Source organism: Verrucomicrobium sp. GAS474 (assembly GCF_900105685.1).
Classification (GTDB): domain Bacteria; phylum Verrucomicrobiota; class Verrucomicrobiia; order Methylacidiphilales; family GAS474; genus GAS474.
Window position 1 is genome coordinate 2,414,584 of sequence record NZ_LT629781.1, and the last position, 25,473, is coordinate 2,440,056.

Annotated in this window: 18 protein-coding genes and 2 tRNA genes; 14 read left to right on the forward strand and 6 right to left on the reverse strand. The window is 62.7% G+C overall.

The window, feature by feature from the left end; genetic code table 11:
• Nucleotides 1-10 precede the first annotated feature (10 nt).
• Both nadB and BLU04_RS10035 read left to right on the forward strand, forming a co-directional pair.
• Nucleotides 11-1,603 carry an L-aspartate oxidase gene (gene nadB / locus BLU04_RS10030; RefSeq protein WP_093285385.1) on the forward strand — a complete coding sequence of 531 codons (1,593 nt, stop codon included), beginning with the start codon at nucleotides 11-13 and terminating at the stop codon, nucleotides 1,601-1,603.
• Between the two features lie 157 nt (nucleotides 1,604-1,760).
• Nucleotides 1,761-2,567 (forward strand): hypothetical protein, encoded by an 807-nt coding sequence (locus BLU04_RS10035; protein WP_093285387.1) that lies wholly within the window; start codon nucleotides 1,761-1,763, stop codon nucleotides 2,565-2,567.
• Between the two features lie 25 nt (nucleotides 2,568-2,592).
• Here BLU04_RS10035 and BLU04_RS10040 read toward each other — a convergent pair.
• Nucleotides 2,593-2,665 (reverse strand) — tRNA-Ile (locus BLU04_RS10040).
• 470 nt (nucleotides 2,666-3,135) lie between these two features.
• On the opposite strand from BLU04_RS10040, the gene BLU04_RS10045 reads away from it, so the two are divergent.
• Complete coding sequence (locus BLU04_RS10045; protein WP_157895268.1) at nucleotides 3,136-4,665, forward strand: putative porin; 1,530 nt, start codon at nucleotides 3,136-3,138, stop codon at nucleotides 4,663-4,665.
• A 93-nt stretch (nucleotides 4,666-4,758) separates the two neighbouring features.
• Here BLU04_RS10045 and BLU04_RS10050 read toward each other — a convergent pair whose 3' ends face one another.
• Nucleotides 4,759-6,030 carry a sodium:proton antiporter gene (locus BLU04_RS10050; RefSeq protein WP_173862565.1) on the reverse strand — a complete coding sequence of 424 codons (1,272 nt, stop codon included), beginning with the start codon at nucleotides 6,028-6,030 and terminating at the stop codon, nucleotides 4,759-4,761.
• 101 nt (nucleotides 6,031-6,131) lie between these two features.
• On the opposite strand from BLU04_RS10050, the gene BLU04_RS16490 reads away from it, so the two are divergent.
• From BLU04_RS16490 to BLU04_RS10065, 3 genes are all read left to right on the forward strand, one after another.
• A complete protein-coding gene (locus tag BLU04_RS16490) occupies nucleotides 6,132-7,283 on the forward strand; it encodes a hypothetical protein (RefSeq protein WP_157895269.1) in 1,152 nt (383 codons plus the stop codon).
• A gap of 25 nt (nucleotides 7,284-7,308) precedes the next feature.
• Nucleotides 7,309-7,638, forward strand: coding sequence for a thioredoxin (gene trxA, locus BLU04_RS10060; protein WP_093285397.1), 330 nt, complete (start codon nucleotides 7,309-7,311; stop codon nucleotides 7,636-7,638).
• A 117-nt stretch (nucleotides 7,639-7,755) separates the two neighbouring features.
• Nucleotides 7,756-7,832 (forward strand) — tRNA-Met (locus BLU04_RS10065).
• 943 nt (nucleotides 7,833-8,775) lie between these two features.
• Here BLU04_RS10065 and BLU04_RS10070 read toward each other — a convergent pair.
• Entirely contained in the window at nucleotides 8,776-9,678 is a 903-nt protein-coding gene (locus BLU04_RS10070) for a hypothetical protein (protein WP_093285399.1), read from the reverse strand.
• A 391-nt stretch (nucleotides 9,679-10,069) separates the two neighbouring features.
• A complete protein-coding gene (locus tag BLU04_RS16500) occupies nucleotides 10,070-10,288 on the reverse strand; it encodes a hypothetical protein (RefSeq protein WP_157895272.1) in 219 nt (72 codons plus the stop codon).
• Nucleotides 10,289-10,873: 585 nt separating this feature from the next.
• Here BLU04_RS16500 and BLU04_RS10075 point away from each other — a divergent pair.
• Together BLU04_RS10075 and BLU04_RS10080 are read left to right on the forward strand one after the other, a co-directional pair.
• On the forward strand, nucleotides 10,874-11,821 hold the full coding sequence (locus BLU04_RS10075; protein ID WP_093285402.1) for a restriction endonuclease: 948 nt from the start codon (nucleotides 10,874-10,876) through the stop codon (nucleotides 11,819-11,821).
• Nucleotides 11,822-12,244: 423 nt separating this feature from the next.
• On the forward strand, nucleotides 12,245-14,155 hold the full coding sequence (locus tag BLU04_RS10080; RefSeq protein ID WP_093285405.1) for a heparinase II/III family protein: 1,911 nt from the start codon (nucleotides 12,245-12,247) through the stop codon (nucleotides 14,153-14,155).
• Between the two features lie 21 nt (nucleotides 14,156-14,176).
• Here the strand turns inward: BLU04_RS10080 and BLU04_RS10085 are convergent, their stop codons facing one another.
• The gene (locus tag BLU04_RS10085; RefSeq protein WP_093285407.1) at nucleotides 14,177-15,181 is read right to left on the reverse strand and encodes a hydroxyacid dehydrogenase; all 1,005 of its coding nucleotides are present in this window, start codon (nucleotides 15,179-15,181) and stop codon (nucleotides 14,177-14,179) included.
• Between the two features lies 1 nt (nucleotide 15,182).
• Entirely contained in the window at nucleotides 15,183-17,153 is a 1,971-nt protein-coding gene (locus tag BLU04_RS10090) for a sodium:proline symporter (RefSeq protein WP_093285410.1), read from the reverse strand.
• A 178-nt stretch (nucleotides 17,154-17,331) separates the two neighbouring features.
• On the opposite strand from BLU04_RS10090, the gene BLU04_RS10095 reads away from it, so the two are divergent.
• The 6 genes from BLU04_RS10095 (at nucleotide 17,332) to BLU04_RS10120 (ending at nucleotide 25,470) form a co-directional block, all read left to right on the forward strand.
• Complete coding sequence (locus tag BLU04_RS10095) at nucleotides 17,332-18,531, forward strand: GntR family transcriptional regulator (protein WP_093285412.1); 1,200 nt, start codon at nucleotides 17,332-17,334, stop codon at nucleotides 18,529-18,531.
• 185 nt (nucleotides 18,532-18,716) lie between these two features.
• Nucleotides 18,717-19,187 carry a hypothetical protein gene (locus BLU04_RS10100; RefSeq protein ID WP_093285415.1) on the forward strand — a complete coding sequence of 157 codons (471 nt, stop codon included), beginning with the start codon at nucleotides 18,717-18,719 and terminating at the stop codon, nucleotides 19,185-19,187.
• A 1-nt stretch (nucleotide 19,188) separates the two neighbouring features.
• Entirely contained in the window at nucleotides 19,189-19,986 is a 798-nt protein-coding gene (locus tag BLU04_RS10105) for a prepilin-type N-terminal cleavage/methylation domain-containing protein (protein WP_093285417.1), read from the forward strand.
• A gap of 195 nt (nucleotides 19,987-20,181) precedes the next feature.
• Nucleotides 20,182-23,574, forward strand: coding sequence for a hypothetical protein (locus BLU04_RS10110; protein ID WP_157895274.1), 3,393 nt, complete (start codon nucleotides 20,182-20,184; stop codon nucleotides 23,572-23,574).
• Complete coding sequence (locus BLU04_RS10115; RefSeq protein WP_093285422.1) at nucleotides 23,567-24,226, forward strand: prepilin-type N-terminal cleavage/methylation domain-containing protein; 660 nt, start codon at nucleotides 23,567-23,569, stop codon at nucleotides 24,224-24,226. Before BLU04_RS10110 ends, BLU04_RS10115 begins: the two co-directional genes overlap by 8 nt.
• 8 nt (nucleotides 24,227-24,234) lie before the next feature.
• Complete coding sequence (locus BLU04_RS10120; protein ID WP_157895275.1) at nucleotides 24,235-25,470, forward strand: hypothetical protein; 1,236 nt, start codon at nucleotides 24,235-24,237, stop codon at nucleotides 25,468-25,470.
• Nucleotides 25,471-25,473: the final 3 nt, after the last annotated feature.

The following is a 25,473-nucleotide window of genomic DNA, read 5'->3' on the forward strand; positions in this document are numbered from 1 at the left end:
TTATCCTTTCATGACCCAACAATTCGATTCCCTCGTCCTCGGCAGCGGCATTGCCGGGCTCACCTTTGCGCTGAAGGCGGCCGAGTTCGGCACCGTCGCCGTCATCACAAAGAAAGGTTCCGCCGACTCGAACACGAACTATGCCCAGGGGGGGATCGCCTGCGTGACCTCGGAGGAGGATTCCTTCGGCCTCCACATTCAGGACACCCTCGAGGCCGGGGCGGGCCTTTGCCGGGAGGAGATCGTCCGGCAGATCGTCGAGGAAGGGCCGGAACGGGTGCGGGAACTGATCGCTCTCGGCGTCCAGTTCACCGAGCGGCGGAACGGGACGAACGGGGAACTCGACCTCGGCAAGGAGGGGGGGCACTCGAAGCGGCGCATCCTCCATGCGAAGGACGTGACGGGGAGGGAGATCGAGCGGGCGCTGCTCGAGGCCGTCGAGAATTCGCCCCGCATCACGGTCTTCGAGAACTACACGGCGATCGATTTCATCACGACGAAGAAGCTCGGCTTCGCCTCGGGCGGGAACCGGTGCGTCGGCGTCTACGCCCTCGACAACGAGAAGGGCCGGGTCGTCACCTTCGGCTCCCGGCACATCTTCCTGGCCACGGGCGGCTGCGGAAAGGTCTACCTCTACACCACCAACCCCGACATCGCGACCGGCGACGGGGTGGCGATGGCCTACCGGGCCGGGGTGCCGGTGGCGAACATGGAATTCATCCAGTTCCACCCCACCTGCCTTCATCATCCGAAGGAGCGGAACTTCCTCATCACCGAGGCGGTGCGCGGCGAAGGCGGCGTCCTCCTCGACGCAAAGGGCCACCGCTTCATGGAGGGAGTCCATCCCCGCGCCGAGCTGGCTCCCCGCGACGTCGTCGCCCGCGCCATCGATGCCGAGATGAAGCGGAGCGGTTCCCCCTGCGTCTACCTCGACATCTCCCACAAGGGGGCCGACTTCGTCCGCGACCATTTCCCGAACATCTACGAGAAGTGCCTCTCTCTCGGCATCGACATCACGAAGGAACCGATCCCCGTCGTTCCCGCCGCCCACTACCAATGCGGCGGCGTCGTTTCCGACCTCGACGGCCGGACCTCGCTCCCCGGCCTCTGGGTGGCAGGCGAGGTCGCCTGCACCGGCCTCCATGGCGCGAACCGGCTGGCGAGCAACTCCCTCCTCGAAGCCCTCGTCGTCTCCCATCGGGCGGCCGGGGCGATCAAGGCCGATCCCCTGCCGGTGTGGGGCGGCACCCTGCCGGTGTGGGAGAGCGGATCGGCCTCCGATCCCGACGAGCTGATCGTCGTCACCCACAACTGGCGCGAGATCCGGCAGCTCATGTGGGACTACGTCGCGATCGTCCGGACGACGAAGCGGCTCCAGCGGGCCGGGACCCGGCTCCGGAATCTATCCGAGGAGGTCCGGGAATATTTCTGGAATTACAAGGTGACGGCCGACCTTCTGGAGTTGAGAAACCTGGTGCTGGTCGCCTCCCTGATCGTTGACAGCGCCCTGGCCCGGAAGGAGAGCCGCGGGCTCCACTACAATACCGATTATCCCGCCCTCGACACCTCGGGGCCGCCCCGCGATACCCTTTTGGTCCCTTGATTTGAGAGAGCGGGGAAGGACGGGACGCGGAACGGGTTTCCCCTTTAACTGTCTTTGTATCGTTTGCGACGGTCTTCTTACTTGTCTTGCGGAAGAATCGATGTAGCCTCATGCGATCGTTACGTTTGAGCCAACTCCGGCGGAAACGCTCCAGATCATGCGGGGCCTTTTCAAGGCACACTTCCCGTTGGATGACACCGCGTGGATCGAGACCCTCTTTACCCGTGTCTCCGCCCTGTTCGAGGGCAAGCATGCCAGCTATCAGGCCTGCGACACGGTCTACCATGATTTCCAGCACACGTGCGAAGTCTCCGTCGCGCTGGTCCGCCTGATCGACGGGAGCCTCCGCGATCCGAACCCGTGGTCCCTGCGGGCCGCCGACTTCCGCCATGCCGTGACGGCCGCCCTCTTCCACGACATCGGCTACCTGAAGGAGCGGGGAGACGGGGAGGGGACCGGGGCGAAGTTCACCTCGATCCACGTCGCTCGGGGAGCGCAGATGGCCGGGCCGCTGCTCAAGGAAATGAACCTCGACGACGAGGGGATCGAGAGCGTCCAGCGGATGATCCAGTGGACCGCGGTGAATGTTGATTTCGCCGCCCTTCCCTATCGCGACCTGATCGAGCGTTACTTCGGCGGCGCCCTCGGCACCGCCGACCTGCTCGGCCAGATGGCCGCCCCCTCCTATCCGCAGCGGCTTCACGGGCTCTTCGACGAGTTCTTCGAAGCGGCGCGCCACAACGGCACCAAGCCGATGTTCCCGACCCTGGGCGACCTCTTCCGGGGCAGCCGTGGATTCTACATCCACTACGCCATGCCGGTCCTGGAGAACGCCTATCGCGGCGTCTTCCACGACTACGTGAATCACTTCCCCGACGAGCAGAACCAGTACATCCTCCGCACCGAGGCGAACCTGGAAGAGATCGACCGCCTGGCCCGGGAAATGATGTTGGCGGCGACCTGACGCCCTGCCCGGGCGGAAAATTCCATAGGGGTGCACGGACTCGAACCGTGAACCAAGCGATTATGAGCCGCCTGCTCTAACCATTGAGCTACACCCCCGTCGGCAATCGGCCTCGAATCCCGAGATTTCCTCGTTCCAAGCGACTGAGCCGGGGCGCTGTTGTAATCGTTCCCTGCCGAGGCGGCAAGAACTCCAATCATTATATAAAATCTATAGATTATGCTTGCATTAGATGGCGTTTTTAATGCATCTTCCTTTCGATGAATGAGCCTAGGTGATCGTCCCTATTGAAACATTTCATTGGCAAATGTTACAATTCAATGGCGGAACGAAGAATATTTGCTTATTCAAGAAAGTGAAGGGGATGTCCAACACCGCTGGCAGGGGAATGCGGCAATGCGAGCAGGAGTAACCTGATTCCACCTAGATATTAGGCGAAAACAGGAATAAACAAAACAAGAGAGAGCCGGAGCGAGTCCGATTCAGGAAATCGGGGGGCTCGCTGCGCAAGATGGATTGGTGCCGGGTCCGGCATCGAACGTTCGCTCTCAAAAAGGAGAAAAACAAAGTGAAGAATGCATTTAAGAGCCTGGCTCTTGCCTTCGGGGTTGCCGCCCTGAGCGCGAGCGCGATGGCGCAGGATAGCGGCCCGTTGCTCGACGCCCTCGTCAAAAAGGGTGTGCTGAGCGACAACGAGGCGGAAGACATCCGTGTCAACCTCGTGAAGGAATACAACAGCACGAGCGCCGGCAAGCTCCAGATCAGCGGTTTCGTCAAGAACCTGCAGCTCTTCGGCGACGCCCGCCTGCGCTACCAGTGGCAGGATGTCCAGACGCCGCGCTCCGGCGCTCCGGCGGGTGCCATCGTCGACACTGTCAACGATCGCTACCGTTACCGCCTCCGGGTCGGTGCCAACTACACCTACGATTCCCATTGGTCGGCCACGGTTCGCCTCGAGACCGGCTCCCAGAACGACTCGGCCAACAGCGACTGGGGTAACTACTGGTCGAAGAACGGCACCGGCGATCCGATCGCCGTCGGACAGCTCTACCTGACCTACAAGACGAAGTTTGAAGTCTTCGACTCGACCAGCACCGTTCCGGACGGGAAGAGCTTCAAGACCATCCACGATCCTGGCCTCACCATCGGCAGCACGACCATCATCGGTCGCGCCCCGAAGACCGTCCTCCTCAGCGACGCGTTCTTCTTCGGCGACCTCAACCCCGAAGGCCTGACCCAGGAGTTCACGTTCGACAACGTCGGCATCGACGGCCTCAGCTTCGCCCTGCGCGGCGCGGGCTACCTGACGACGAACGAGCAGTCCACGGCCCCCAACGGCCCGATCCACAACACCAGCGTCGACGGCGGCGACGGCGGCCTCTTCATCGCCCAGTTCGAAGGCAAGTATGCCTTCTCCACGGGCATCCTGAAGGGCTCGAACGTTCGTATCGCCCCGCTCTACCTCCAGGAATCGGCCGGCGCCTCGCAGCTCGCGGCGACCAACAACGCCACCGGCGTTGCGGAAGGTGGCTCGACCAGCGGTGCGGGCTCGATCCCCTCGCAGGGTAACCTGCGGGTCATCGCGCTCCCTGCCGAGTTCAACTGGAAGAGCGACGTCTTCGGCCTCTTCGGCAAGAAGCTCCCCCAGCAGATCTTCGGCACCTACGGTGCGAACCTCGCCGGGAACAGCCGTCTGGCCGAAATGTACGCCAGCAACGGCGGCGCCGGTCCGACTCCCCTCCATGGCAACAACACCTTCTGGAACGCGGGTTACCAGATCGGCCAGAACAAGGCCAAGGGTGATTGGTCCCTCAAGGGTGAATGGCGCTGGATCGAAGCCGCTTCCTACACGACGAATCTCACCGATTCGAATTGGGCCGGTGGCGGTGCGAATCAGCAGGGCTTCGTGGTCTCGGCCGGGTATAACCTGACCGACGCCGTGCAGGTCCAGGGTACGTGGTACCACAGCAACCCGATCGCCGACTCCCGCGGCGCGGGCACGATCAACGCGACGCCGAGCGCCAACTACGGTGCCAGCACGTTCTTCAACCAGGGCCAGGTCGACATCGTTCAGGCCGACCTCCTCTGGAAGTTCTAAGCTCAGCTCTTAGTTCGACCTAGAAGAAAGCGGACAGAAAAGCCGACCCGGCAACGGGTCGGCTTTTTTATTGGTGATGCGCCGTCGTTGCCTTCAAAGGACCGCCCAGGCCACCACGAAGAGGATCGGCAACAGGATCGGAACGGCGTAGCGGAAGAGATAGCCGAAGAACCCCGGCATCGTCACCCCCGCCTCCTCGGCCACCGCCTTGATCATGAAATTCGGCCCATTGCCGATGTAGGTCATCGCCCCGAAGAAAACGGCCCCCAGCGAGATCGCGACGACGAAGATTCCGTGGCGAGACGTTTCCGCCAACACCGCGTCCGGCGTCGGCCCCCCTCCGCCATGGAGGCCGATCGAGGCCGCCAGGAACGTCACATAGGTCGGCGCATTGTCGAGGATCGCCGACAGCATCCCCGTCATCCAATAAAACGCCTGCGGCGTCGTCAGGCCGAGCGCGGGCGCATGGGCGGGGAGGATCTCCAGGGCCGGTGCCATCGTGATGAAGATTCCCGCGAAAAGCCACGCCACTTCCCGCAACGGGGCCAAGGAGAACGCATTGGCCCGATGGACATGGGCCGGCGTCGCGAAGAACGAAGCCGCTGCCATCGCCACCAGCACCGCCTCCCGCCAAGGGGAGGGGAGGAAGAGCGCCCCCACGGCGAAGCCGAGGAAGAGGACATTGATCTTCCCGTGAATCGCGATCGACCCCCGCCTTTGCCTCGTCGGGAGCGGCTCTGTCCTCCTTCCCCGCGCCCGGCGTTCCAATACATAGAAAACGGCGAGCAGCAGTCCGGTCGCCATCAGCCAGCCCTTCCACAAATGAAGCAAAGGCCAGAAGAACGGCACCCCCTTCAAAAAGCCGAGGAACAACGGCGGATCGCCCATCGGCGTCAGGCATCCGCCCACATTGCCGACCAGGAAAATGAAGAAGACCACGTGCCTCGGCGTGACCGACCCCTCATTCATCCTCAGCCAAGGACGGATCAGCAACACCGCCGCCCCCGTCGTTCCGAAGAAATTCGCCAGCACCGCTCCCAGCGCCAGAAACGCCGTATTCCGCCCCGGCGTCCCCCCGCCTTCGGGAACCGTCACGTGGATGCCCCCGGCAATCACGAAGAGCGAGGCAATCAACGCCATGAATCCCGCATACTCTCCCACCGCGTGAAGCAGCGGCCCTGGCCGATGGAGCCAGAGCAGAAAATACGAGGCCGTTGCCGCCCCCAGCAAAACGGCCACCTTCGGATAATGCCGTTCCCATCCCTCCCGGTGCAAAAGCGGCCCCAACGCAATCGCCCCCAGCAGGAGGGCGAAAGGAATCAACGTCCAAATGGGCAAGGACAGGGGAAGGGGAGGCGTTTCCACGTCGTCGGTTATACCTTCTTTTCACGTACTTATAAGAAAAATACCGTTGCCATTATAGCTTTTATTGGGATAGCGTTTAGATTACTCTTCCCTCCTTTCCTATGGCTGATTTCCCTGTTCCACCGAAGCCGCCGACACCTTCCGCCTCCGGCATTCCCAAAGTTCCCTCTCCCATCGCGCCGCCGCCCCCCGTTCCCCCGGCCTCGGCCAAGCCGATGGCCAAGCCGCCTGTCGCCCCGTCCCCCATCACCCCACCTCCGGTCGGCGGCCTTCCGAAGCCCCCGCTCCCCGGCGGCATCGTCCCCCCTCCCGTTCCCCCGCCCCCGGCCCTCGGCAAGGCTCCCCTCCCGGGCTCCCTCCCGCCGCCACCCGCGCCGGCCTTGGCCCCTTTGGCTCCCTCGGCCAAAGGTCCCGCCCCCACGGCTCCCATCCCCATTCCGCCTCGGGCCAGCACCGCCCCCATCCCGATCCCGCCCCGTGCCGGAACTGCGGCCGTGCCCGTCCCCGTTGTCACTGCTCCCGTCGCGGTCGTTGTGGCTCCCGCTGTCGGCGCGGGCCTGCCTCCCGGCATGCCTCCCATTCCGGCCGATGACGAGGAGAGCGGCGCTCCCGCCCCCACGGCTCCCGTTGCCGTCGTCGTCGCACCCTCCCTTCCGAAGCCCCCCGGCGCTCCCCAGCCTCCCGCGCCCCCCGTTGCCGCCGGTGGCCCTCCGCGTCCCCCCGTGCCCGGCATGCCGACGGCACCTCGCCCCCCCGGCCCTCCGGTCGCTCCTAGCGGCGGCCTGAAGCCCCCGGGCGCTCCCGGAGCCCCCCTCCCGCCGAAGCCCGGCGTCCCCGCCGCTCCTGCTCCTGCCGCCGCCGCAGGTGGCGTCCAGGCCACCGCCGCCATTCCCGTTCCCCCCCGTCCCGGCGGCGTTCCCGGCGCAGCCCCCGCCGCCATCAAACCCGGAGCTGGCAAGCCCCCCGGCGTCCCCGGTGCCGCTCCCGCCGCCATCAAGCCCGGCGCTCCGGGCAAGCCTCCCGGCGCCCCCGGCGTTTCCGCCCCCGCCCGCCCGCCCGGTGCGGGAGGCCCCGGAGTCCAGGCCCCCGCCGCCCCGCGCCCCTCTTCCGCTCCGGCTCCCGCCCCCGTCGAAGTAGTCGAAGTCGAGTCCGAAGGGAAAGGAACCCTCATCCTGGCCGTGGCCGCTTTCGTCGTCAGCGTATTGACGACCGGTGGTCTTGCATTACTGTACCTGAACATCGTTCAGTTCTAACCCCCCCTCAACACCCCCCCCTCCCATGGCCAGCGAATATGTTAAAAACGTGACCGCCTCCGATTTCGACGCCGAAATCCAGAGCGGCAATCAGATCGTCCTCGTCGATTTCTGGGCGCAATGGTGCGGCCCCTGCAAGGCCATTGCCCCCCTCCTCGACGACGTCGCCACCGAACAGGGCGGCAAGCTCAAGGTCCTCAAAGTCGACGTCGACAAGGAAGGCGCCCTTGCCGCCAAATACGGCATCCAGTCCATCCCCACCCTCTTCTTCTTCAAGGACGGCCAGCAGAAGGAAGCCCACGTCGGCAGCCTCTCCAAGAAGTCCCTCCTCGATAAGCTCGCGGCCCTCGCCTAAGCAGCAAGCGAGACTTCTCCCCACGCCGTGTCCGATCCCCATCGGCCACGGCGTTTTCTTTTTCTCTTTTTAGTTGCCAACCGCAACCCCGATCCGCACACTAACCACTCTTCTGATCGCGGGGTGGAGCAGCCCGGTAGCTCGTCAGGCTCATAACCTGAAGGTCCTAGGTTCAAATCCTAGCCCCGCAACCAATTTCGACGGTTTAAAACGCCCTCGGAGCCTCTTAAAACAAGGTTCCGGGGGCTTTTCGTTTGCTGAGGTAGGGTAAGTCGTTCGAAGGCTGGTTTTGCCGAAAACGAGGCTAGGTAGGGAAGGAAGTGTCCTCAAGGTGTCCTCCGCTTTTGGGCTATGACGTAGCTCTTGCTCTCTGTATCTTGACGGTTAATCCAAAGAGAGAGATTTGAGTATGCGGATCAACCTGAAAAAGCCCTTAAAGGGCAAATTCGCTATTTTGGATCTCAAATGCCGGGATGGTGCGATTATTAGGGGCGTCGTTATCGATGGTTCCGGAGCAACTTTGGGGATGCTTGTTGGTGGTCATACTGGCGTCGAACCTGTTCTCTCTTTCAACTCCGAAGATATTGTCGCCTATCGTCTACGGGGAATAGCTAGCTGGCTGGGACTAGCGAAGTGGCATAGCACGTAGGGCTGGAAGTGTCCTCAAGGTGTCCTCCGCTTTTGGGGGAGTTGCAGCGCTGCAACTGGCAGCCAAGTTTCCATACGCCAGGGTCTTCTGTTGGGTCGCCGTACCCCATTGCGAGTCTGCGAGAACCAGTATGCGTGGACATAATCTGTTTCGAACAGACCGCGCTGGATCGAGTTGAGGTTGATGTAGTATTTCCCGAGGCGATGTCTGGGATCGTTTGAGTCATAACTTGTCGTCATGACTGGCGAGGCGTGTCAAGTCAGCGAGGGTTAGGTGCTTCCTCAAAAGCTGCTCGGAGGAAGCTATCTAAGCTTTCTAAAGGCTCCTACGCTGCTCTGAGAGGCGCTTTCTTGAGGCGAGCCTATCCGTCCAGGCGATCTGACGTAACCCGTTTCGACGAAACGGAGGCTAAGTAGGGAGGGAAGTGTCCTCAAGGTGTCCTCCGAGTACAGAGAGGGGGACGCAAAGCTCATTCGAGAGCCCTTCGGTCACTTGATGTCGAGTTGAGCCTGGGAAAGCTTCTCTACCGTAGGAATGTGATCGGGTGAGGTTGCATCCAGTCTCAAGAGAAAGGTCCCCTCGTTGGTCGTGACCCAAATCTGAACAACGGTTGGTGAAACCCATCGAATTTTCAAAAGTCCCAGACGTAAGAGATGCCGGGTCTCGGGGTCCAACTTGCTGTGTTCTGCTGCCAATGAGGAAAGCAGGTCGAGCGAAGTTTGCTGCCACTGTTTCGAAGCCGTGTCGTAGGTGAATAGCCAGAAATAGATGTTTCCGTTATCCGGGGCATCACTGAGGAGGCAATAGGTCGATGTCGGGTCCCATGTCGCTAACGATTGCCGGTGGACTGTGTTTCTAGTGAAGATCGGTTGGGTCCTTGTGGTCGTTTTGAATTGGATTTGCCAATTGCTTTCCTCATCGATTCGTTCGAACCACTCAACATAGGACTGCCCATTGGGTGCGTATTGGGTCACCGTGTTGGTGTTTCCGCTCGGCATCATTAGGCCAGCGAGTGAGCGCAGAGAGAGGACTGACAGAACGCTGATTAGGACGATCTTTACCCATCGTCTTTCAGTGCTAGGAGAGCGTTTCAATCCTAGCGTCAGCCATCCAGCTAAGAACGGGAACAGAAAGAATACGATGGAAGGGCCGAGCGTGTAGCAGAGTGCCGTGGGTATTTGGGAGAGGACTGTTTTCATCCCGTACCCCTTCCAAGTGCTGATGTAATACTTAAATTCCACTGCGAAGTTGGAGACGACTAGCAGGAAGAAAATCGACGTGAGCAACCACCTTCTTCGCGGAGACAAGCGACGAAGGCCCATTCCCAGGCCGAAACACGTTGCTATGACTGCGAGGATCGCCAGAATAGGTTGGATAAGGCTGGATTTCATTAGAGATGCGTTGGAGGAAGAGGACGGGGCTTTCCTGGGCCTACGCTGCCCATCGTAGAGGCTTTTGAGAGGCGAGGCTGGCTAGGGAAGGGGAGAGGCTTTTGCATCGTACAGCCTGTAGGATTAGTCGGAGAGCTATTTCGAGCTACAAATAGATTGTCCTTTGATGCGACTGCACGTAGCTCTTAAGAATGAGCCAAACCCTTACCTGCGATTGCTTGCTGCAAGGGGTGGGTTCGCTTTGGTGCGCTAGGGCTTGTTCTCGTCTCTCTAGCCGCAATCTGCGTGGATCACGTCAAAGGAATGGAGTGGCAGCAAAAGCGGATTATGCGTCAGCAGGAAGCGTTTGCTCCGTCCCCTGAATTGGGCGACTCGCTTGGCTGATTGATCGTCAATTGGTTTTGGACGATCCCATCGGCGTGGAGGAGTATCGCTTTGCGAAGGACGGCGTAGTTAGCGCCAGCGTTGGGCGAAGGGTGATGCTGTGGCTGGTCCAGTCTTCACGTGGAGAATGCGAGGCGGTTGGCTTCAGATTCTCGATGAACACGAAAAGGTGGTCGATGAACTGCGCTTTGTTGTTCGCAAAGGAAAGATGGTCTTGGCCGTTCAACGCGATAGCGGGAAAATCCAAAGCTTCAGCATATCGCCCTCATTGCCCTGATGCTCAAGCCTCCTCCTTGAGCCTACGATGCCCATCGTAGAGGACTTTGGAGCGGCGAGGCTACCTGAGGGCAAGGGATGGGCTTGGAGCAGCGTGCGAAGCCTTTGGGTTTTGGACGAGAATTGTTTGAGCTACAATGGGGTTGTTCTTTAGAGGCTACATCCGTAGTTATAAGCAATGAGCCAAACCCTTATCTGTGGCGCAATCAGAGATCGAAAGCTGATTAGTTTTTTCTACAAGGACGGAGAAAGGGTAGTAGAGCCCTACTTGGTAGGACTGAATGAGAAAAACCATGTCGAATTGGTTGCATGGTTCGTCCGGGGTTATAGCAAGAGCGGTCGTGGCATGGCTTGGAAACAGTATCTTCTAAGCGAAATGACTTCGATTCGGGTCTTGGATGAAGAGTGCGGGCCCCGTCACTCGGACTATAATCCGAACGACTCTCGGATGAGCCAAATCTATTGCCGAGTGTAATCTGCCTGTGTTCTGTGCGTGATCCTTCACCGACCGTGTTTATAAAGAGAGGAAGAGATAATGGATAATCCACGCATTGCACTTTTCGATAAGTGGTGGCCGATTCATATAGGAACCGAACAAATGTTGCTGGATGCGGATGATCCTGATGTGTGGTCACGTAATCTTGGTGATCCTATTTTTAAGGAGTCAGGTCGATCTAATGGTAAGCGTTATTTTTATATAGACGACACACGTGCCAATCGTGAAGTCCATCGCTTAACGCAGTACCAGACTTGCGCGATCTGCAGAAAAGCGATGACGCAGGTATCAGATATTGAGGATGAGGTTCTGCTGCTCTGCACTGATTGTGGGTATTGGGGGGGAAGAGGATTTCGTGAGTGGAATAGTCATCTTCACTCGGTGCCGCTGCGTGGTGTGATAGGGCGATACAAATCTCTTCTAGATCTTGATGAAGCATCAACCGACTATCTTGTTAGCCACTTAAGACGTTATCCGGAGGCAATGACGCAAATTTCGCCCTTTCGAGCAGAGAAATTTGTTGTCGATCTATTGAAGGACTATCTTGGTTGTGAAGTGCAAGCGTTAGGCGGACGCAAGGATGGTGGTGTCGATGCATACATCTTGGCCAACGATAAAATTCGAACGATTATCCAGATTAAGTGGCGCGAAACAAGAAAGGGGGCGGAAAGCGTTTCAACTGTTCGTGAAGTTGCAGGTACGTTGCTCGCGCGTGATGTGCCAAACGGTATCATTATCTCTACACGTGAGCGATTTTCAAATGATGCAAAAAAGGAGGCCGAATACATTTCTAGCCGTTCTGTTCAAGGTCTTGGCGAGCTGAGTCTGTCCCTTTATGATTACCATACGATTCTCGATATGTTGCAAATCTCAAATGCTAAGCTCGCTGATCGATGGACTCCGAAGAAGTTAATGGAACTTCATGATAAATTTTGTGTTTTCGATGGTGCGGCGATGATTTCTGAAGATTACATCTCAAATCATTAACTCTACGACGCTTCCTTTCAAAGCTACTTTGGTCGTTAGTTAGTCTTTTTGGATTTCCTATAAATTGCAGTTTCGCCGACGTGTCGAGCTGAACCTCTTTGTCAGCCATGCCATGTACGTGCGCCGAAAGCCGTTTCATGACGGGGCCCTGAGTGAGAAAGTCAAAACCACTTGTGTCCCGCGCGACAATGTGGAGGTCTTGGACTGTAACCACGAGAGAGATTGTACGAGAACAGGTGCCTTGTTCCTGCCGATTACGTTTGCACAAAAGGTGCGAGTCGCTTTTGTAGCTACGCTTCGAATGCCCGCTTTTCGATAAAAGGGGACATTCGCGAGGGAGGTCTTTTCTATGGGGGATTGCTGAACCAGAAGGAGGATGATGTTCGAGTTGTATTGAAGGGAAGGATATTCTATAAACAATAGATGAATCCCGCCGACCAAGCCGATTTTCCGGATATCCCGCAAGGCAAGGAGGGCGGCGGGAAATCCCATCCCCGACTTATTCTCGATGCGGCGGGCTGGGGGGGCTTGAAGGGGCGGGTACGGGAGGACGCCCTCTCCGCTCGGCTCTTCGCGGTCGTCCTTCGAGCGGCCCAGAGGATTGTCGGGGAGCCTCCCGTCGCGCTCAAAATGGAGGGGCATCGCCTTCTCGGTCCGGCCCGGCTGGTGCTTCGACGCGTGCTCTGCCTCGCGATCACGGCGCGGTTGACGGAAGAAGCCGAGTTCGCCCGGGCCTATGCGGAGCGGGCGATCGTCGAGCTGCGCGCGGCGGCCCGCCTTGCCGACTGGAACCCGTCCCACTTCCTCGACACGGCCGAGATGACCCTTGCCATGGCTCTCGGACGCGATTGGCTTCATGACTACCTGACGCCCGAAGAGCGGACTGAATTGGAGCGGGCCATTGCCGAAAAGGGGATCGCCGTTTCTTTCCCCGAGGAGGAGACGGGGCTTTTCCGCTTCTGGCTGCGGGGGACGAACAACTGGACCCAGGTCTGCCACGCGGGCATCGCGGCCGGGGCGCTGGCCATCGATGACATCGATCCGGCCTTGGTGCGGCGTGTGATCGAGCGGGCCGTCGCCGCCTTCCCCGCCGTCGCCGAGGCGGCCTATGCGCCGGAGGGAGTCTATGCCGAAGGGGCGAATTATTGGGGCTACGGCACGGCCTACCACGTCGTCCTGATCGATCTCCTTCGCAGCGTCTTCGGGCGTTCCTTCGACCTGGAGAAATTTCCCGGCTTTCTCGCCAGCGCCGATTACCTTGCCCAGATGACGGCGCCGACGGGGATTTTCTACAACTACGCCGACGCGCGGGAGCTGCGCCCCTTCCAGCCGCCCTTGTTCTGGTTCGCCCGGGAGCGCCGCCAGGGCGACTTGGCCCGGGCCGACGTGGCCGGACTCGACGCGCTCCTCGAACGGATCGAACGGGATGACGCGGGCGACCGCATCGCCCTCGAGGAGGCCCGGTTCTTCCCCCTGGCCCTCCTCTGGCACGATCCCTCGTCGGAGGCGGAAGAAGGGGACGCTCCCGCTCGGCCCTTGGCCTGGCTTGGCCGGGGTAAGGTTCCGGTGGCCGTCTTCCGCTCGGCCTGGGACGATCCCGAGGCGGTCTTTGTCGGCATCAAGGGGGGCTCTCCTTCCGATCCCCATGCCCACATGGACGTCGGCAGCATGGTCGTGGAGGCCGACGGAATCCGCTGGGCCGTCGATCCCGGAATGCAGGAATACGACACGCTGGAGAGCGTCGGCGTCAACCTCTGGGACGGCTCGCCGGAGGGGGACCGCTGGAAGATCTTCCGGCTTGGCCCCGAGGCCCATTCGATCCTCCGCTTCGGCGAGGAGGGGGCGGGGCAGCGGATCGACGGGAGGGCGGATTTCGTGGGGTTCGGCACGGAAGGGTGCCCCCATGCGATCCTCGATCTCACCCCGCTTTATGACGGGCAAGCGGCCTCGGTGCGGCGGGGAATCGCTTTCCGTGCCGACCGCCGCGTGATGATCCAAGACGAGTGGACGATCAAGCCGGACCTTTCCGGAATGAGGGTCACCTGGCAATGGCTGACCCGGGCGGCGGTGACGATCGAAACCTCCGGCGTGCTGCTGGAGGAAGGAGGGAAGACGCTCCGTCTGCGCGTCCTGGCGCCCCTCGAGGCCGGGATCGAAGTCGAGGACGTGGGGGAGCCGCGCCGCCCTTACGACGCGCCCAATCCGGGCCTCCGCCGCATCCTCTTCCGAATCGATTCGCTGCCCGGCGTGCCGACGCGTCTGGCTGTCCTTGTGGAGCCGGGTTCGGCGGCCCCTGCCGCGCATCCCTTCGTCGTCCCGTTGAGTGATTGGTAGAGACTTTCCCCGACCGAGGAATCAGGCCATCCGTTCGACCTGGGCTCGGTCGACTGAGTAAAGAAGGGATTCACCGCGCAGGTAGCGTGCCGCTTCTTCGACCATGGCCCGGCCCAGGCGGCGGCATTCGAGGTTGGAGCTGCCCGCGAGGTGGGGGGTGAGGATCACGTTGTCGAGCTGGTAGAGGGGGGAGTCGGGCGCGGGCGGCTCCGGGGAGGTGACGTCGAGGAGGGCGAGCAGGTCGGGGCGCCGGGACAGGACCTCGATCATCTCCCCTTCGCGGACGACGGCACCGCGCGCCGTGTTGATGAAGGTGGCCGACGGCTTCATCAGGTCGAAATGGCGCCCTTCGATCATTCCTTCGGTCTCCTTGAGCAGGGGCGTGTGGCAACTGACGACGTCGGCCCGCGCGAAGGCTTCTTCCAGCGAGACTTTTTCGACGTTCAGGGCGGCTGCCGCCTCGTCCGAGACGAAGGGATCATAGGCGATCACGTGATGGTCGAACGGGCGGAGCCGTTCTGCGACGAGACGGCCGGTCAGCCCGAGCGAGAGGAGCGCCACAGTGGAGCCGAAGTTCCCCGGGGGGCGGTAGACCTCGTAGGGGAAGGTCCGCTCGCGCCGGAGGCGGAGGACCTGTTGCCAGCCTTGTTTCAGGGCGTAGAGGATCTGGGAGACGGTGAATTCGGCGACCGGCACGGCGTTCGCCGCGGCGGCGGTGGAGAGGGCGATGTTCCGTTCCCAGAAGGCCTCGGTGACGAGGCCCTTGACGGAGCCGGCCCCGTAGAAGATCGCCTTCAGGTTGGGGAACCGCCGCAGGAAGGCTTCGTCGAAGCGGACGATGCCCCAGCTCGCGAACAGGAAATCGACCTCGGGCCACGACTGGGCGGTGGCGTGGTACCCTTTCTCCGTCAAGAGCGGGCCGCCGATGCGCATCAGCCGTTCGATGCCGGACCGTTCCTCGGGACCGTAGACTTGATCGTAACGGTCGGTGGAAAGGAAGAGGAGGCCGCAGGGGGAGGGGATCATGTCACGCCGCCCGTTCGCGTTCGTCGAGGTTCTGATGGTCCTTCACGGTGCCGTCGTCGAGGTGGTTCACCCGCTCGTTTCTCAGGCGGGCAAAGAAACGGCGCATGCCGCGCACGCCGCCCCAGGTGAACCAGAGTCCGGTGACGACGGCGAAGAAGACGGGAAGGACGAAGGAGACGACGTGCCAGAACGACGGCCAGAGCGCGGCAGACCAGGGGGAGACGAAGTACCACGTCGTGCCCACGAGGAAGATGAGGGTGAAGAGCGAACTCCAGCCGAAGAGAAGGCCGGCGATCCATTTGTCCCCCCTGGAGAAATTCTCGTCGAAGCCGATGAGCCGCCCCAGCCATGCCCCGCGAGGCGCGGGGGCGGGAGAGGCCGCGGCTTTCGCGACCTCATCGGTCCGCGCATAGGCGCCGCGATGGAGGAGGCGGTCCATGTTGAAGTCCTCGCGGCTCGTCAGGAGGGAGACGGCGACGTAGAGGGTCATCGCCGTGAGACAGGCGATGAAGGAAATCTGGGTTCCGTTCAGCGGAAAGTGGGGATGGAGTTGTCGGGCGAGGATGCCCCCGACGGAGAGGGTCGATCCGGCGAAGAGGGCGGCCCAGGCCCCCGCCGTCGTCCCTTTTTTCCAGTAGAGGCCGCCGATGATGACCGCGCCGATGCCGCCGACGTAGATGGCGCAGGTGACGGCCCACCACATGGCGATGTAGTCGACCTGCCGGTAGAGGGCTCCGAAGAGGAAGGCGAAGAGGGCGACGCCGCCGATGGAGCAACGGAGGACGAAGAGGTGCTGTTTGGGGCCGAACGGTTTCTTGCGGAGGGGAACGAGGACGTCCTGGACGAAGATGCTGCCCCATGAATGGAGATGGGTGGCGTCCCCGCCGAAGACGCCCATGAGGAAGATGGCGCAGAGGACGCCCTTCACGCCGACGGGAAGGAGGTGGGAGACGGCGATGGGCATCCGCATCTGGTTCTGGACGTTGGGATCGGAGATGCGCGCGACCTCGTCGCCGACGGCGGCGGCCTGGGCGGAGAAGTCGTGGTGGGCGAGGAAGGTCATGGCGCAGATGCCGAGGAGGGTGACCGTCGCGCTCTTGCCCATCTCCCGCCATCGGCCGAGGAGGCCGCCCATCCGAGCCTCGTGCGGGTTGAGCGCCGCCCCCTGGTATCCGGCCGCGTTCTGCCAGGCCATCGTGCCGTAGATGCTGATGACGAGCCCCATGAGGACGTACCAGACGTTGAAGTCCTTCACGCCGCTCGAGTCGAAGGGATTGAGGAAGGAATGGCCGGGAGGACGGTCCTGGAGGACGGTGACGATCTGGGACCAGTCGAACGTCGTCAGGAGGGCGACGATGATGACGATGTAGAAGAGTTGGGCGACGATGCCCTCGAGGCAGTTCACGATCATGACGGTCACGAGGCCGCCGGAGAGGGCGACGAAGAGGGAGATCGAAAGGAAGAGTCCCATCATGAGGACGTAGGTGGGGCAGGGGACGCCGAGGATCGCGACGTGTTCCGGGAACCCCCAGAAATAGGCGAGGCACCGGGCTCCCACGGCGGGGATGATCCCGAAATTGAGGATCCCCGCGAAGAAGCCGAGGAAGCCCGTGAAGAGGCGGAAACGCTTGCTGTAGCGGAGCTCGAAGAACTGGGCGAGGGTCATCGCCCGCGTCTCGCGGTAGCGGTAGACGACGAAGCCGGAGATGCTGACGATGAGGCCGATCGGCCCGGCTAGCCAGCCCCACCAGCCCAGGGCGAATCCGGAATGGGAGAGGACCTCGAAGAGGGCGACGAAGACGACGGCCCCGGCCTGCAGCTCCCCCCCGGCGATGCAGAGGAGATACCGGTCCGCCGACCGCCCTCCCGACATGAAGTCGGCCACGCCCCGAACATGGCGGCGGGAATAGAGGCCGACGGCCAGGACGAGGAGGAGGGGGGCGATCGTGATGAGCCAGTCGAGGGGGGTCATGGAAAGAGAGGGGCCGTTTGGCTGTAAAAATGTTTAAATATTAAATGTTTATTGAAAAGTCTTTTTTGCAATCGCTCTTTTTTCCTGCCGGGGTTGCGGGGAACGTCTTTTCGGTCTCGCGGAGCCGTAAGACGTTGATTTTGTGTAAACAATGAAATAATCTCGTGGAACTTTCCCTATGGCTTCCTCCTCCTCTTCCCGTCCCTCCACTGCTTCCAAAACGGCGGCGGCCTGGGACAAGCTCTTCCAGTCGGTTTCCATCGATCGGGGAAGCTCCCACTCCCTTCATGCCCAGCTCCGCACCGCCCTGCGCCAGATCATCCTGCGCGGGCTGAAGGACGGGGATCTCTTCATGCCCGAGCTGGAGATCGTCCGCCGCCTCGGCCTTTCCCAGGGCACGGTCCGCCGGGCGCTGAGCGAATTGGCGGGGGAGGGGCTTCTGGAGCGCCGCCGCGCGATCGGCACCCTCGTCCGGCATCCCGCCGCTGCCGGTCTCAAGCATCTGGCGCTCGTCGCCGCCGATTTCAACGCCCTCTACACCGGGACCATCATCGGCCATTTCCAGATGGAGTGCCAAAAGCGGGGGGTCACCCTGCGCATCCTCCGGCTCGGGCCGACCGACGATTCCCAGACCGTCGAGCGCAATCTGGCATTTCCTCCCGACGAGGGCGCCGTCGCCTTCCTGGCTCTGCCGGACGCCGTGGTCCGCAGCATGACGCAAATCCTGGGCGACCGCGGCTACCGGACCCTGGTGATCGACCGGAACATGGAGAACTACGCCGGTTCCCAGGTCGGCCTGTGCAACCGGAGCGCGGTCGAAATGGGCATGGATCGCCTGACCAAGCTGGGGCATCGCCGCATCGCCTTCCTGGTCGGGGAACCCGAGGAGAGCGAGGCGGTGCAGGAACGGTGCCGACTTTTCACGGCCGAGGCGCGCAAGCGGGGTCTGCGCGAGGCCCGCGTCTTCCATTGCGGCATCCATGCGTGGGAGAACGGCGCGGAGGCGGTCGTCCGGGCCATGCCCGAACTGTGGAGCGGGGGCGAACCGCCGACGGCGGTCTTCGCCATTTCCGACGTCTGCGCCCTCGGGGCATTGAGCTGGCTGCAGCAGCAGGGCGTCCGCCTTCCCGAGGAGGTTTCTCTCCTCAGCTTCGATGGGACTCAGTTGACCGGATACAGCCACCCGAAGATCAGCACGCTCGTCCAGCCGTTCGAGGAGTACGCGGAACGGGCCCTCGACATCCTTTCCGATCCGCGGGCCGTTTCCAAAAACCTCTCCCTTTCCCCCGCGTATCGGGAAGGCGGAACGACGGCGCCTCTCGCCCGCCCCCGGAAAACGGCGAAGTCGGCCGGACGCGGGGCGGTCGAAAAGGCGTGATTGCCTAAAATAAGGCCGGAGGCAAAAAAAAGAGATTGAAATAAAACATCAAATATTTAAATATTACGTTTTCACCGGGAAAACGTAAGCGAGGCCTAGGCAAAACCACTCCTTACCGCCGGGCGCGGGATACCCTAGACTCGAAGAGAAGCGGAGGCATGAGAGACGTGAAGCATCGCGCCGGAATGGTCCGAGGTTTTAGCCTCGTCGAAGTCGTGTTCGCCCTCGGCCTTTGCAGCTTCGTGCTGGTCGCCCTGCTCGGGCTGGTCCTGGCCGGATTGCGGCAGGATCGGGATTCTCGGGAAGCTCTCGCGGCGATGACGGCCGCCAACCGCATTATCGAAAGCTACCGCGCCGTCGCATCGACCAAGAACGCGCTGCCCAATTTCCCGTTGCCCTCCGACCTGGCGACGCGGAGCGCCAACGATGCCTCTTCCCCCCTCTACGTCGACGATCAGGGCGTGAAGACCGGCGTCGCCGCGGCGGCGGCGTTCGGGGTCCTCTACCGGGTGCTGCCTTCTTCGGCCTCGACCCCGCCCTCCAGCAGCCAGGTCTACCTCTACGTCTATTGGCCCGCCGCGGCCTCGGTGGCCATGGCGCGCGGGCACTACGAGGTGGTCACCACGATCTCGCTCGCGGCGACGTCCGCGAATTGACATGGAATCCCTCATCGAGTCCCCGGCCCCGCGCCTCCCTTTCCGCCGCACGGCGGGAGGGGCCTTCACCCTGGTGGAGGTGCTCGTCGCGGTCTCGATCCTCTCCCTGCTCATGGTGGCGATGATCCAGATCTCGGCCACGGTCTCCCATGCGTGGCGCAAGTCCCAGGCCATGGCCGACAACTACGCCCAGGCCCGCGTCACCCTCTGGCTGATCAAGCAGGACGTCCAGGCGATGGTGCTCCGGCCCGACCTGGCTTCGTTCGTCGACAAGGGGGGCGCCCCCTCCTGTTCCTTTTACACCGAGGCGACGGGAAGCGGGAGCAGCCGTCCGGTCTCGCTCGTGAGCTACGCGCTCAGCGACGCGACAGGCCGTCTCCAGCGCGGCGACCACTCCCTCGACTACGGGACGCTGGGGGCCACCCTGGGAACGACCGACAAGCTTCCCGACTTGGGAAAGGAAACGCTGGAAGACATCGTCGACGGGGTGGTCCTTTTCAAGTTCCAGTTCTTCAACGCCGACGGGACGATCGGGACGGTCTTCGACGCGACGAAGACCAAGAGCGTCGTCGTCTCCCTCGCGGTGCTCGACGCCGCCGCGTCCAAGCTGGCCGAGCAAAACCATTGGCAATCCCGGATCCGGGCCGCGCTGGGAGAAACGGCCTCCCCCGCGCAGATCTACGCCGACGTGTGGAATCAGGTGGTCGATTCGGGCGGGTTGAAGAAGGCCGGATTGGCCGAGCCGATCCTCTCGGGACTGCGGATCTACTCCACCGTCATCCCGATTCCCTCCACCTGAGGGGTGGCGGTGTCTCGGGCTTGACTTTAATAAGTCAAATATTTAAAGTTTAAATGCAACATTCTAATTTTAGGAAATAATGGTTTTAGGATCTCTGGGGCGCCGCCTCCCCGCGTCTCGAGCGAGAGGCTTCCAAGCCCCGGAAAACTCTTCCCGGCGCGGTTTCCCCGAGGCGGGGTCCTCCCGCACACTCCCATGAATTCCTCGTTCCGCCGCATGCCGAAAGGGGGGCGCGCCATGGCGCTTCTCCTGGCCTTGGCGCTCGTGGCGCTCCTCTCCATCCTCGTCGTCTCCTTTTTCTCCTCGATCCAGCTGAATCAGGGCTCCCAGCACAACTTCGTCGAGTCGTCCCGGGCGGAGGAGATCGGGCGGGGCGCTTTGCAGGAGATCCTGGGCGACCTGCGGCAGGAGATGGATGCGGGATCGCTGCAGGACGGCACGCCCTCGGGGACGGTCTACACCGTCAACGGCACCCGCGCCTTCGTTCCCGCGACGAATCTCACGACGGTTCCCGCCCGGATCGGCTTCGCGGCCTCGGCCTACACCGTCAATCCCGTCTCCGAGACGACGAAGCTCCCCATCAGCCTGAATCGCGTGAGCCGCTACGGCGCCACCTATCCTTCCTACTATGCGACGGCGAAGCTCCCCCCCTCCCGGGCCTCGGCGCTTTCGACGACCAATTATTCGGCTGACGGCCATCGCCTCCAGGCCGCATTCTGGGGCTCGCCCGGCCTGCTCGGGACCTCCGTGCCTGCGGCCTTCGCGGCCGCCCCGCCCGATTGGGTCTACGTGACCCGTTCGGGAGGCCGTCCGGTCTCGAACGTCGCCCAGGCGGGGAACTACTCCGACATGGCGAACACCAATGCCGTGATCGGACGCTATGCCTTCGCCATGTACGACACCTCGGGCCTCCTCGACGTCAATATCGCCGGCTATCTTCCCGCCGAGGTGGCGGGAACGGCGGGCAAAGGCTATGCCTCCTACGCCGATCTCACCAAGCTGCCCGGCCTGAATGCGGCGGCCCTGAAGAACCTCGTCCAATGGCGCAACGGCGGGGGCATCGCGAAATACGGGACCTACACCAACTCGGTCGGCATCTATTCGACTAACGGCTTTCGCTCGATGCTGGCCGGGGACAACCCCCTCTTCGGCCGTCGCGATCTCGTGGCCTACTTCGACCAGAACGGCCTCGACAAGCGGGCGCTCGCCTATCTCTCCACCTTCTCCCGCGCCGTCAATGCGTCGACGTGGCGTCCGCTCACCAACGGGACCTCGGCCGCCTTCGCCTACATGGACAACTCGGAGAAGACCTCCACGATCAACCGCGACATGGCGAACGTCCGGAAGACCAACGGCGACGTCTATCCCGCCCAACGTTTTCCCCTGAGCCGCCTGGCTTTGCTCAACACGACCCCGCCTGCGACGGGGGACGTCGCGAACATCCTTCTCTACTTCGGCCTCAAATGGGATGCGACGAACAAGCGGTGGACCTATGCCCACGGGACGGGAGGGACCTACATCAGCCGCCTCGACGAGATCGCCAACTCGGGGCGCGACCCCGATTTCTTCGAGCTCCTGAAGGCCTCGCTCCTCAGCGGCTCGATCGGGCAGCATCCGGGCGCGAGGGGGGGGATGTCGACCGCCGGGGCGATGGGGGACTACTTCGACATCCGCTACGGCCTGACGGGCGGCTTGTGCGACTCCCAGATCATCCAGATCGGCGTCAACATCATCGACCAGTACCGGAACGACAACTATCCGACTTCGATCTATTTTCCCAAGTACGCGGGGCCCGACGCCCTTGAGAACACCCTTTTCAACACCTTCACGGGCGTCAAGAACCTCCCCTACCTGAGCCAGATCGATTCGGTGATCTGGCAGAACACGGCGGCGAAGGTCTTCGGCTGGTTGCAGCCCGAGCTCTGGAACCCCCACGGCGCGGCTCCTCCGGGAACGACCGTCGCCGGGCCGACCAAATTACGGATCCGCCCCTATTGCAGCGTGAAGACGGTGATCGCCGAATGGATGCGGTCCGCGACTTCGACCAGCGACAATGACTGGAAGCCGACGCCGACGTCGTCGACCGTGACTTACGACGGAGTGACGGCCGGGAACAATCTCTATTTCTCCGTCGGGGCCGACGACTATCGGGACCACCCCCAGCCGATTCTCTTCGCCAGCCTCGACGCGGCCCAGACCTCCGCGGCCAATTACATGGCCTCGTCGATTTCCTGGGGAGGGAAGACGGTCCAGGTCGTGGGGTTCAACGCCGGCAGCCTGACGGTGGCCTCCCAGCTCATCTGGGGAAGCCTGAAGCCGTCCTATCCGTTCACTGTCTGGACCGACATCGCGATGACGACGGCGCCGAGTGCGATCGTCCTCGAATACCTGGCGGCCGACGGCAGCTGGCGGCCCTACAATTACCTTTCCCGCTTCCAGGGGGTGGGCTTCGGCCTGCGGCGGCCCAATTATCTGCCGGACGGAACGTTGGCATCGCAGACGGCTTTCATGACGAATGCCGGGGGAAGCGAGACCTTTCCCGCGGGGTCGATCGGGTCGCCCTTGGGCGACTATGCCCTGGCCCGGGTCGATCCTCGGACTGACCGCTTCTCCGTCTCGATGGGGGAGATCACGTGGCCGGGGAAGACCGATACCTTCTATAGTTCCAGCACCTTCCAATCCGATTCGGCCAAGACCAGCCAGGTCGTCGGCTACTGGCCCGGCAGCGCGGCGGCCAGTACGGGCGGCACCGCCACGCCGACCGCGTTCACGTACTCGCCGGGGGCCTCGAGTACCGCGCTTCCGAAATTGGCGGGCTTTGTCCAGAACACTCCCGGATCGACGGCCACCTACGCCGATCCCGACGGCGTCGTCCGGCCCGGCGACGCCTGGAGGCAGAACACCGGCTCGGGAGACGGCTCGGTCCTCTTTCATGCGGGGAACTCCCTGCCCCGGCGTCCCGTGGTCTTGAACCGTCCCTTCGTCTCGATCGCCGAGATGGGGTATGCCTTCCGCGACCTTCCCTTCCGCTCGCTCGATTTCTCCAGCCCGCTCAGCGCCGACGGCGGCCTCCTCGACGCGTTCTGCCTCCAGGAACAGTCGAAGGTGGTCTACGGGCAGGTGAATCCGAATGCGGCTCCGGTCCCCGTCCTCCAGGCGCTCTTCGCCGGCGGACAGCAATCGCCCACCGATCAAACTCTCCTCACCGACAGCGATGCGGCCGTCGTCGCGAACGGTCTTGCCGCGAGCCTGAACCCGACCACGCCCGCGGCCTCCGCGGGCGCCATCCAGAGCCGGGCCGACCTGGCCCTGCGTCTGGCGTCGGTCATCGACGCTTCGACGCTCTCCGTCGCGGGCAAAGCGAACAAGGCTTACCGGGAGGCTCCCATCCGGGCGCTCGCCTCGTCGAACACGCGGACGTGGAACCTGATGATCGACATCGTCGCCCAGTCGGGACGGATGAAGCCGTCGCCTTCCTCGCTGAACGACTTCGTCGTCGAGGGGCAGAAACGCTATTGGCTCCACGTCGCCATCGACCGTTACACGGGCCAGATCGTCGACAAGTACCTGGAGCCCATTTATGAGTAGGACGGGCGGCCGGTTTTCCCGGGGCTCGCGCCGGGGCTTCACGCTCATCGAGCTTCTCGTCGTCATCGCCATCGGGGCGCTCCTCATGGCGGTTTCGATGGCCTCCCTCGGCGGGATGCGTGGGGGGGCCAAGTTCACGGCTTCCGTCAGTGCGCTCACGGGTTACCTGGAGAGCGGACGCCAGCGGGCGATCGGCGCGAACACCTACGTCTGGATCCTCTTCGCGCCGGCAAATCCCTCCAGGAAGGACGGGGAAGTCTCCGTTGTCCTTTACGAGCGCCGGGACGGAAACTCGACGCCGGCGACGGCGGGCGACGTGATCGGGACCGAGGGGGAGACCTGGAGCCCCTCCCTGAAGACGCTTTCGCTCCAGCAGGTGGAACTGAAGGACAAGGGGGAGCTTTCCTTCTCCTCGCTGCCTCAGGAGACGTCGCTCATCGGCCTGGCGCCGGTCTCGGTCACGGTCGTCCACGCGGGCCGCTCCACGACCTACACCCAGGGCCTGCTCTTCGCCCCGAACGGCACCGCGCGCGTCAGCTCCACGTTCAGCCGTTACGTCGAGTTCGGCATGATTCCTGTCGGCATGCCGAAGAATGGTACCGTGATCCGCGTGAACGCGCTCACGGGAAAGCCGTGGGTCTATCGTCCATGAGCGGTTTCATGCGAACCGCGACGGCCTCGGCGGCGACCCTCGCGCTCTGCCTCCTGCCCCTCCGGGCCGACGATGACACGACGTTCAAGCTCCTGACCGACGTGGTGCCGACGGTCGATATCGTGACCGACGCCGCCTCGGGCCTCATCTCGGCGGGGACGGGGGAGAAAAACGTCGAGGTCATCGTCGATTCGTCGCTGGCGATTCCCGGCGGCAAGGCGGAAGCCGTCCTGACCCGCTGCGACGCCGAGGGCTCCGCCGGAAAGGACGGTGTCCCCTCGGCGACGGCGGCCTTGAAGGCGGGCCAAACGCGCCAGCGGGTGGCCTTCCGCCTCCGGGCCGATGCGTTCGGCCTCTACGAGGTGACCTTCCGTGTCCGCGGGTCCGATAACGCCCTCCTCGCCGAGCAGAAGAGTTCCCTCGCCGCGGTGCCGTCCCGGGACGGTGTCGGTGCCGACGACTGGGGCATCCGCGCGAATCTCGCGCGGGGGAAAGGGAGTGCCGCAGTCGCCTCGCTCGATTGGCTCCGTCTCGCGGGATTCTCCCGCGTTCGGGACGACGTTTACGGACAGGCCGCCGCTGCGGTGCCTCAGGGTATCGACTTTGCCGCCCGGGCCCAGGAACGGGGCCTGGCGGTTGACGGACAGGCGGCTCCCAGGATGCCCACCCCCTTCAAAGCCCCGGAGGCTTTTCCCGACGTACCGGAGAAGGCCGACCTCTACGGTCCCTCCAAGCGGATCGACGAATGGGGCTGGTCGACGGCACCCGTCTCCTACGGCCTCTCCGATCTGCTTCAGGCCGCCTACCTTGTCCGGACCTATCTGGGCGCGCGCCGCTCTCCCGGCGGGCCTGTTTTTTGGTATGCCTTCCGCGATGATGGGAACGATCCGGCGGAGCAGGTTCCCCACTTCGGCCTGATCCGTTCCGATTTCTCGCCCAAGGCGTCTTACGTCGCCGCCGCGGTTCTTTCCGCCACGCTGGGAAAGCGTCCGTGGAGCAAGGACTACGTCGCGACGGACGCGGCGCGGGTCATGGCCTTCGGGACCGGTGCCGATGCGGTCGTCGCAGGGTGGGTCGCCCAGCCGGGGGGGCTTTCTTCGTCCGTCCATCTGGCCCTTCCGCCCGGCAATTACCTCCTCCGCGATTGGCGGGGAAGCGACAGTCCCGTGGCGGTCGGCCCCGGGGGATACGATTGGGTGCTCGGCCCCGTCCCCCAATACCTGATCCCCGCCTCCTCCAACTGATTT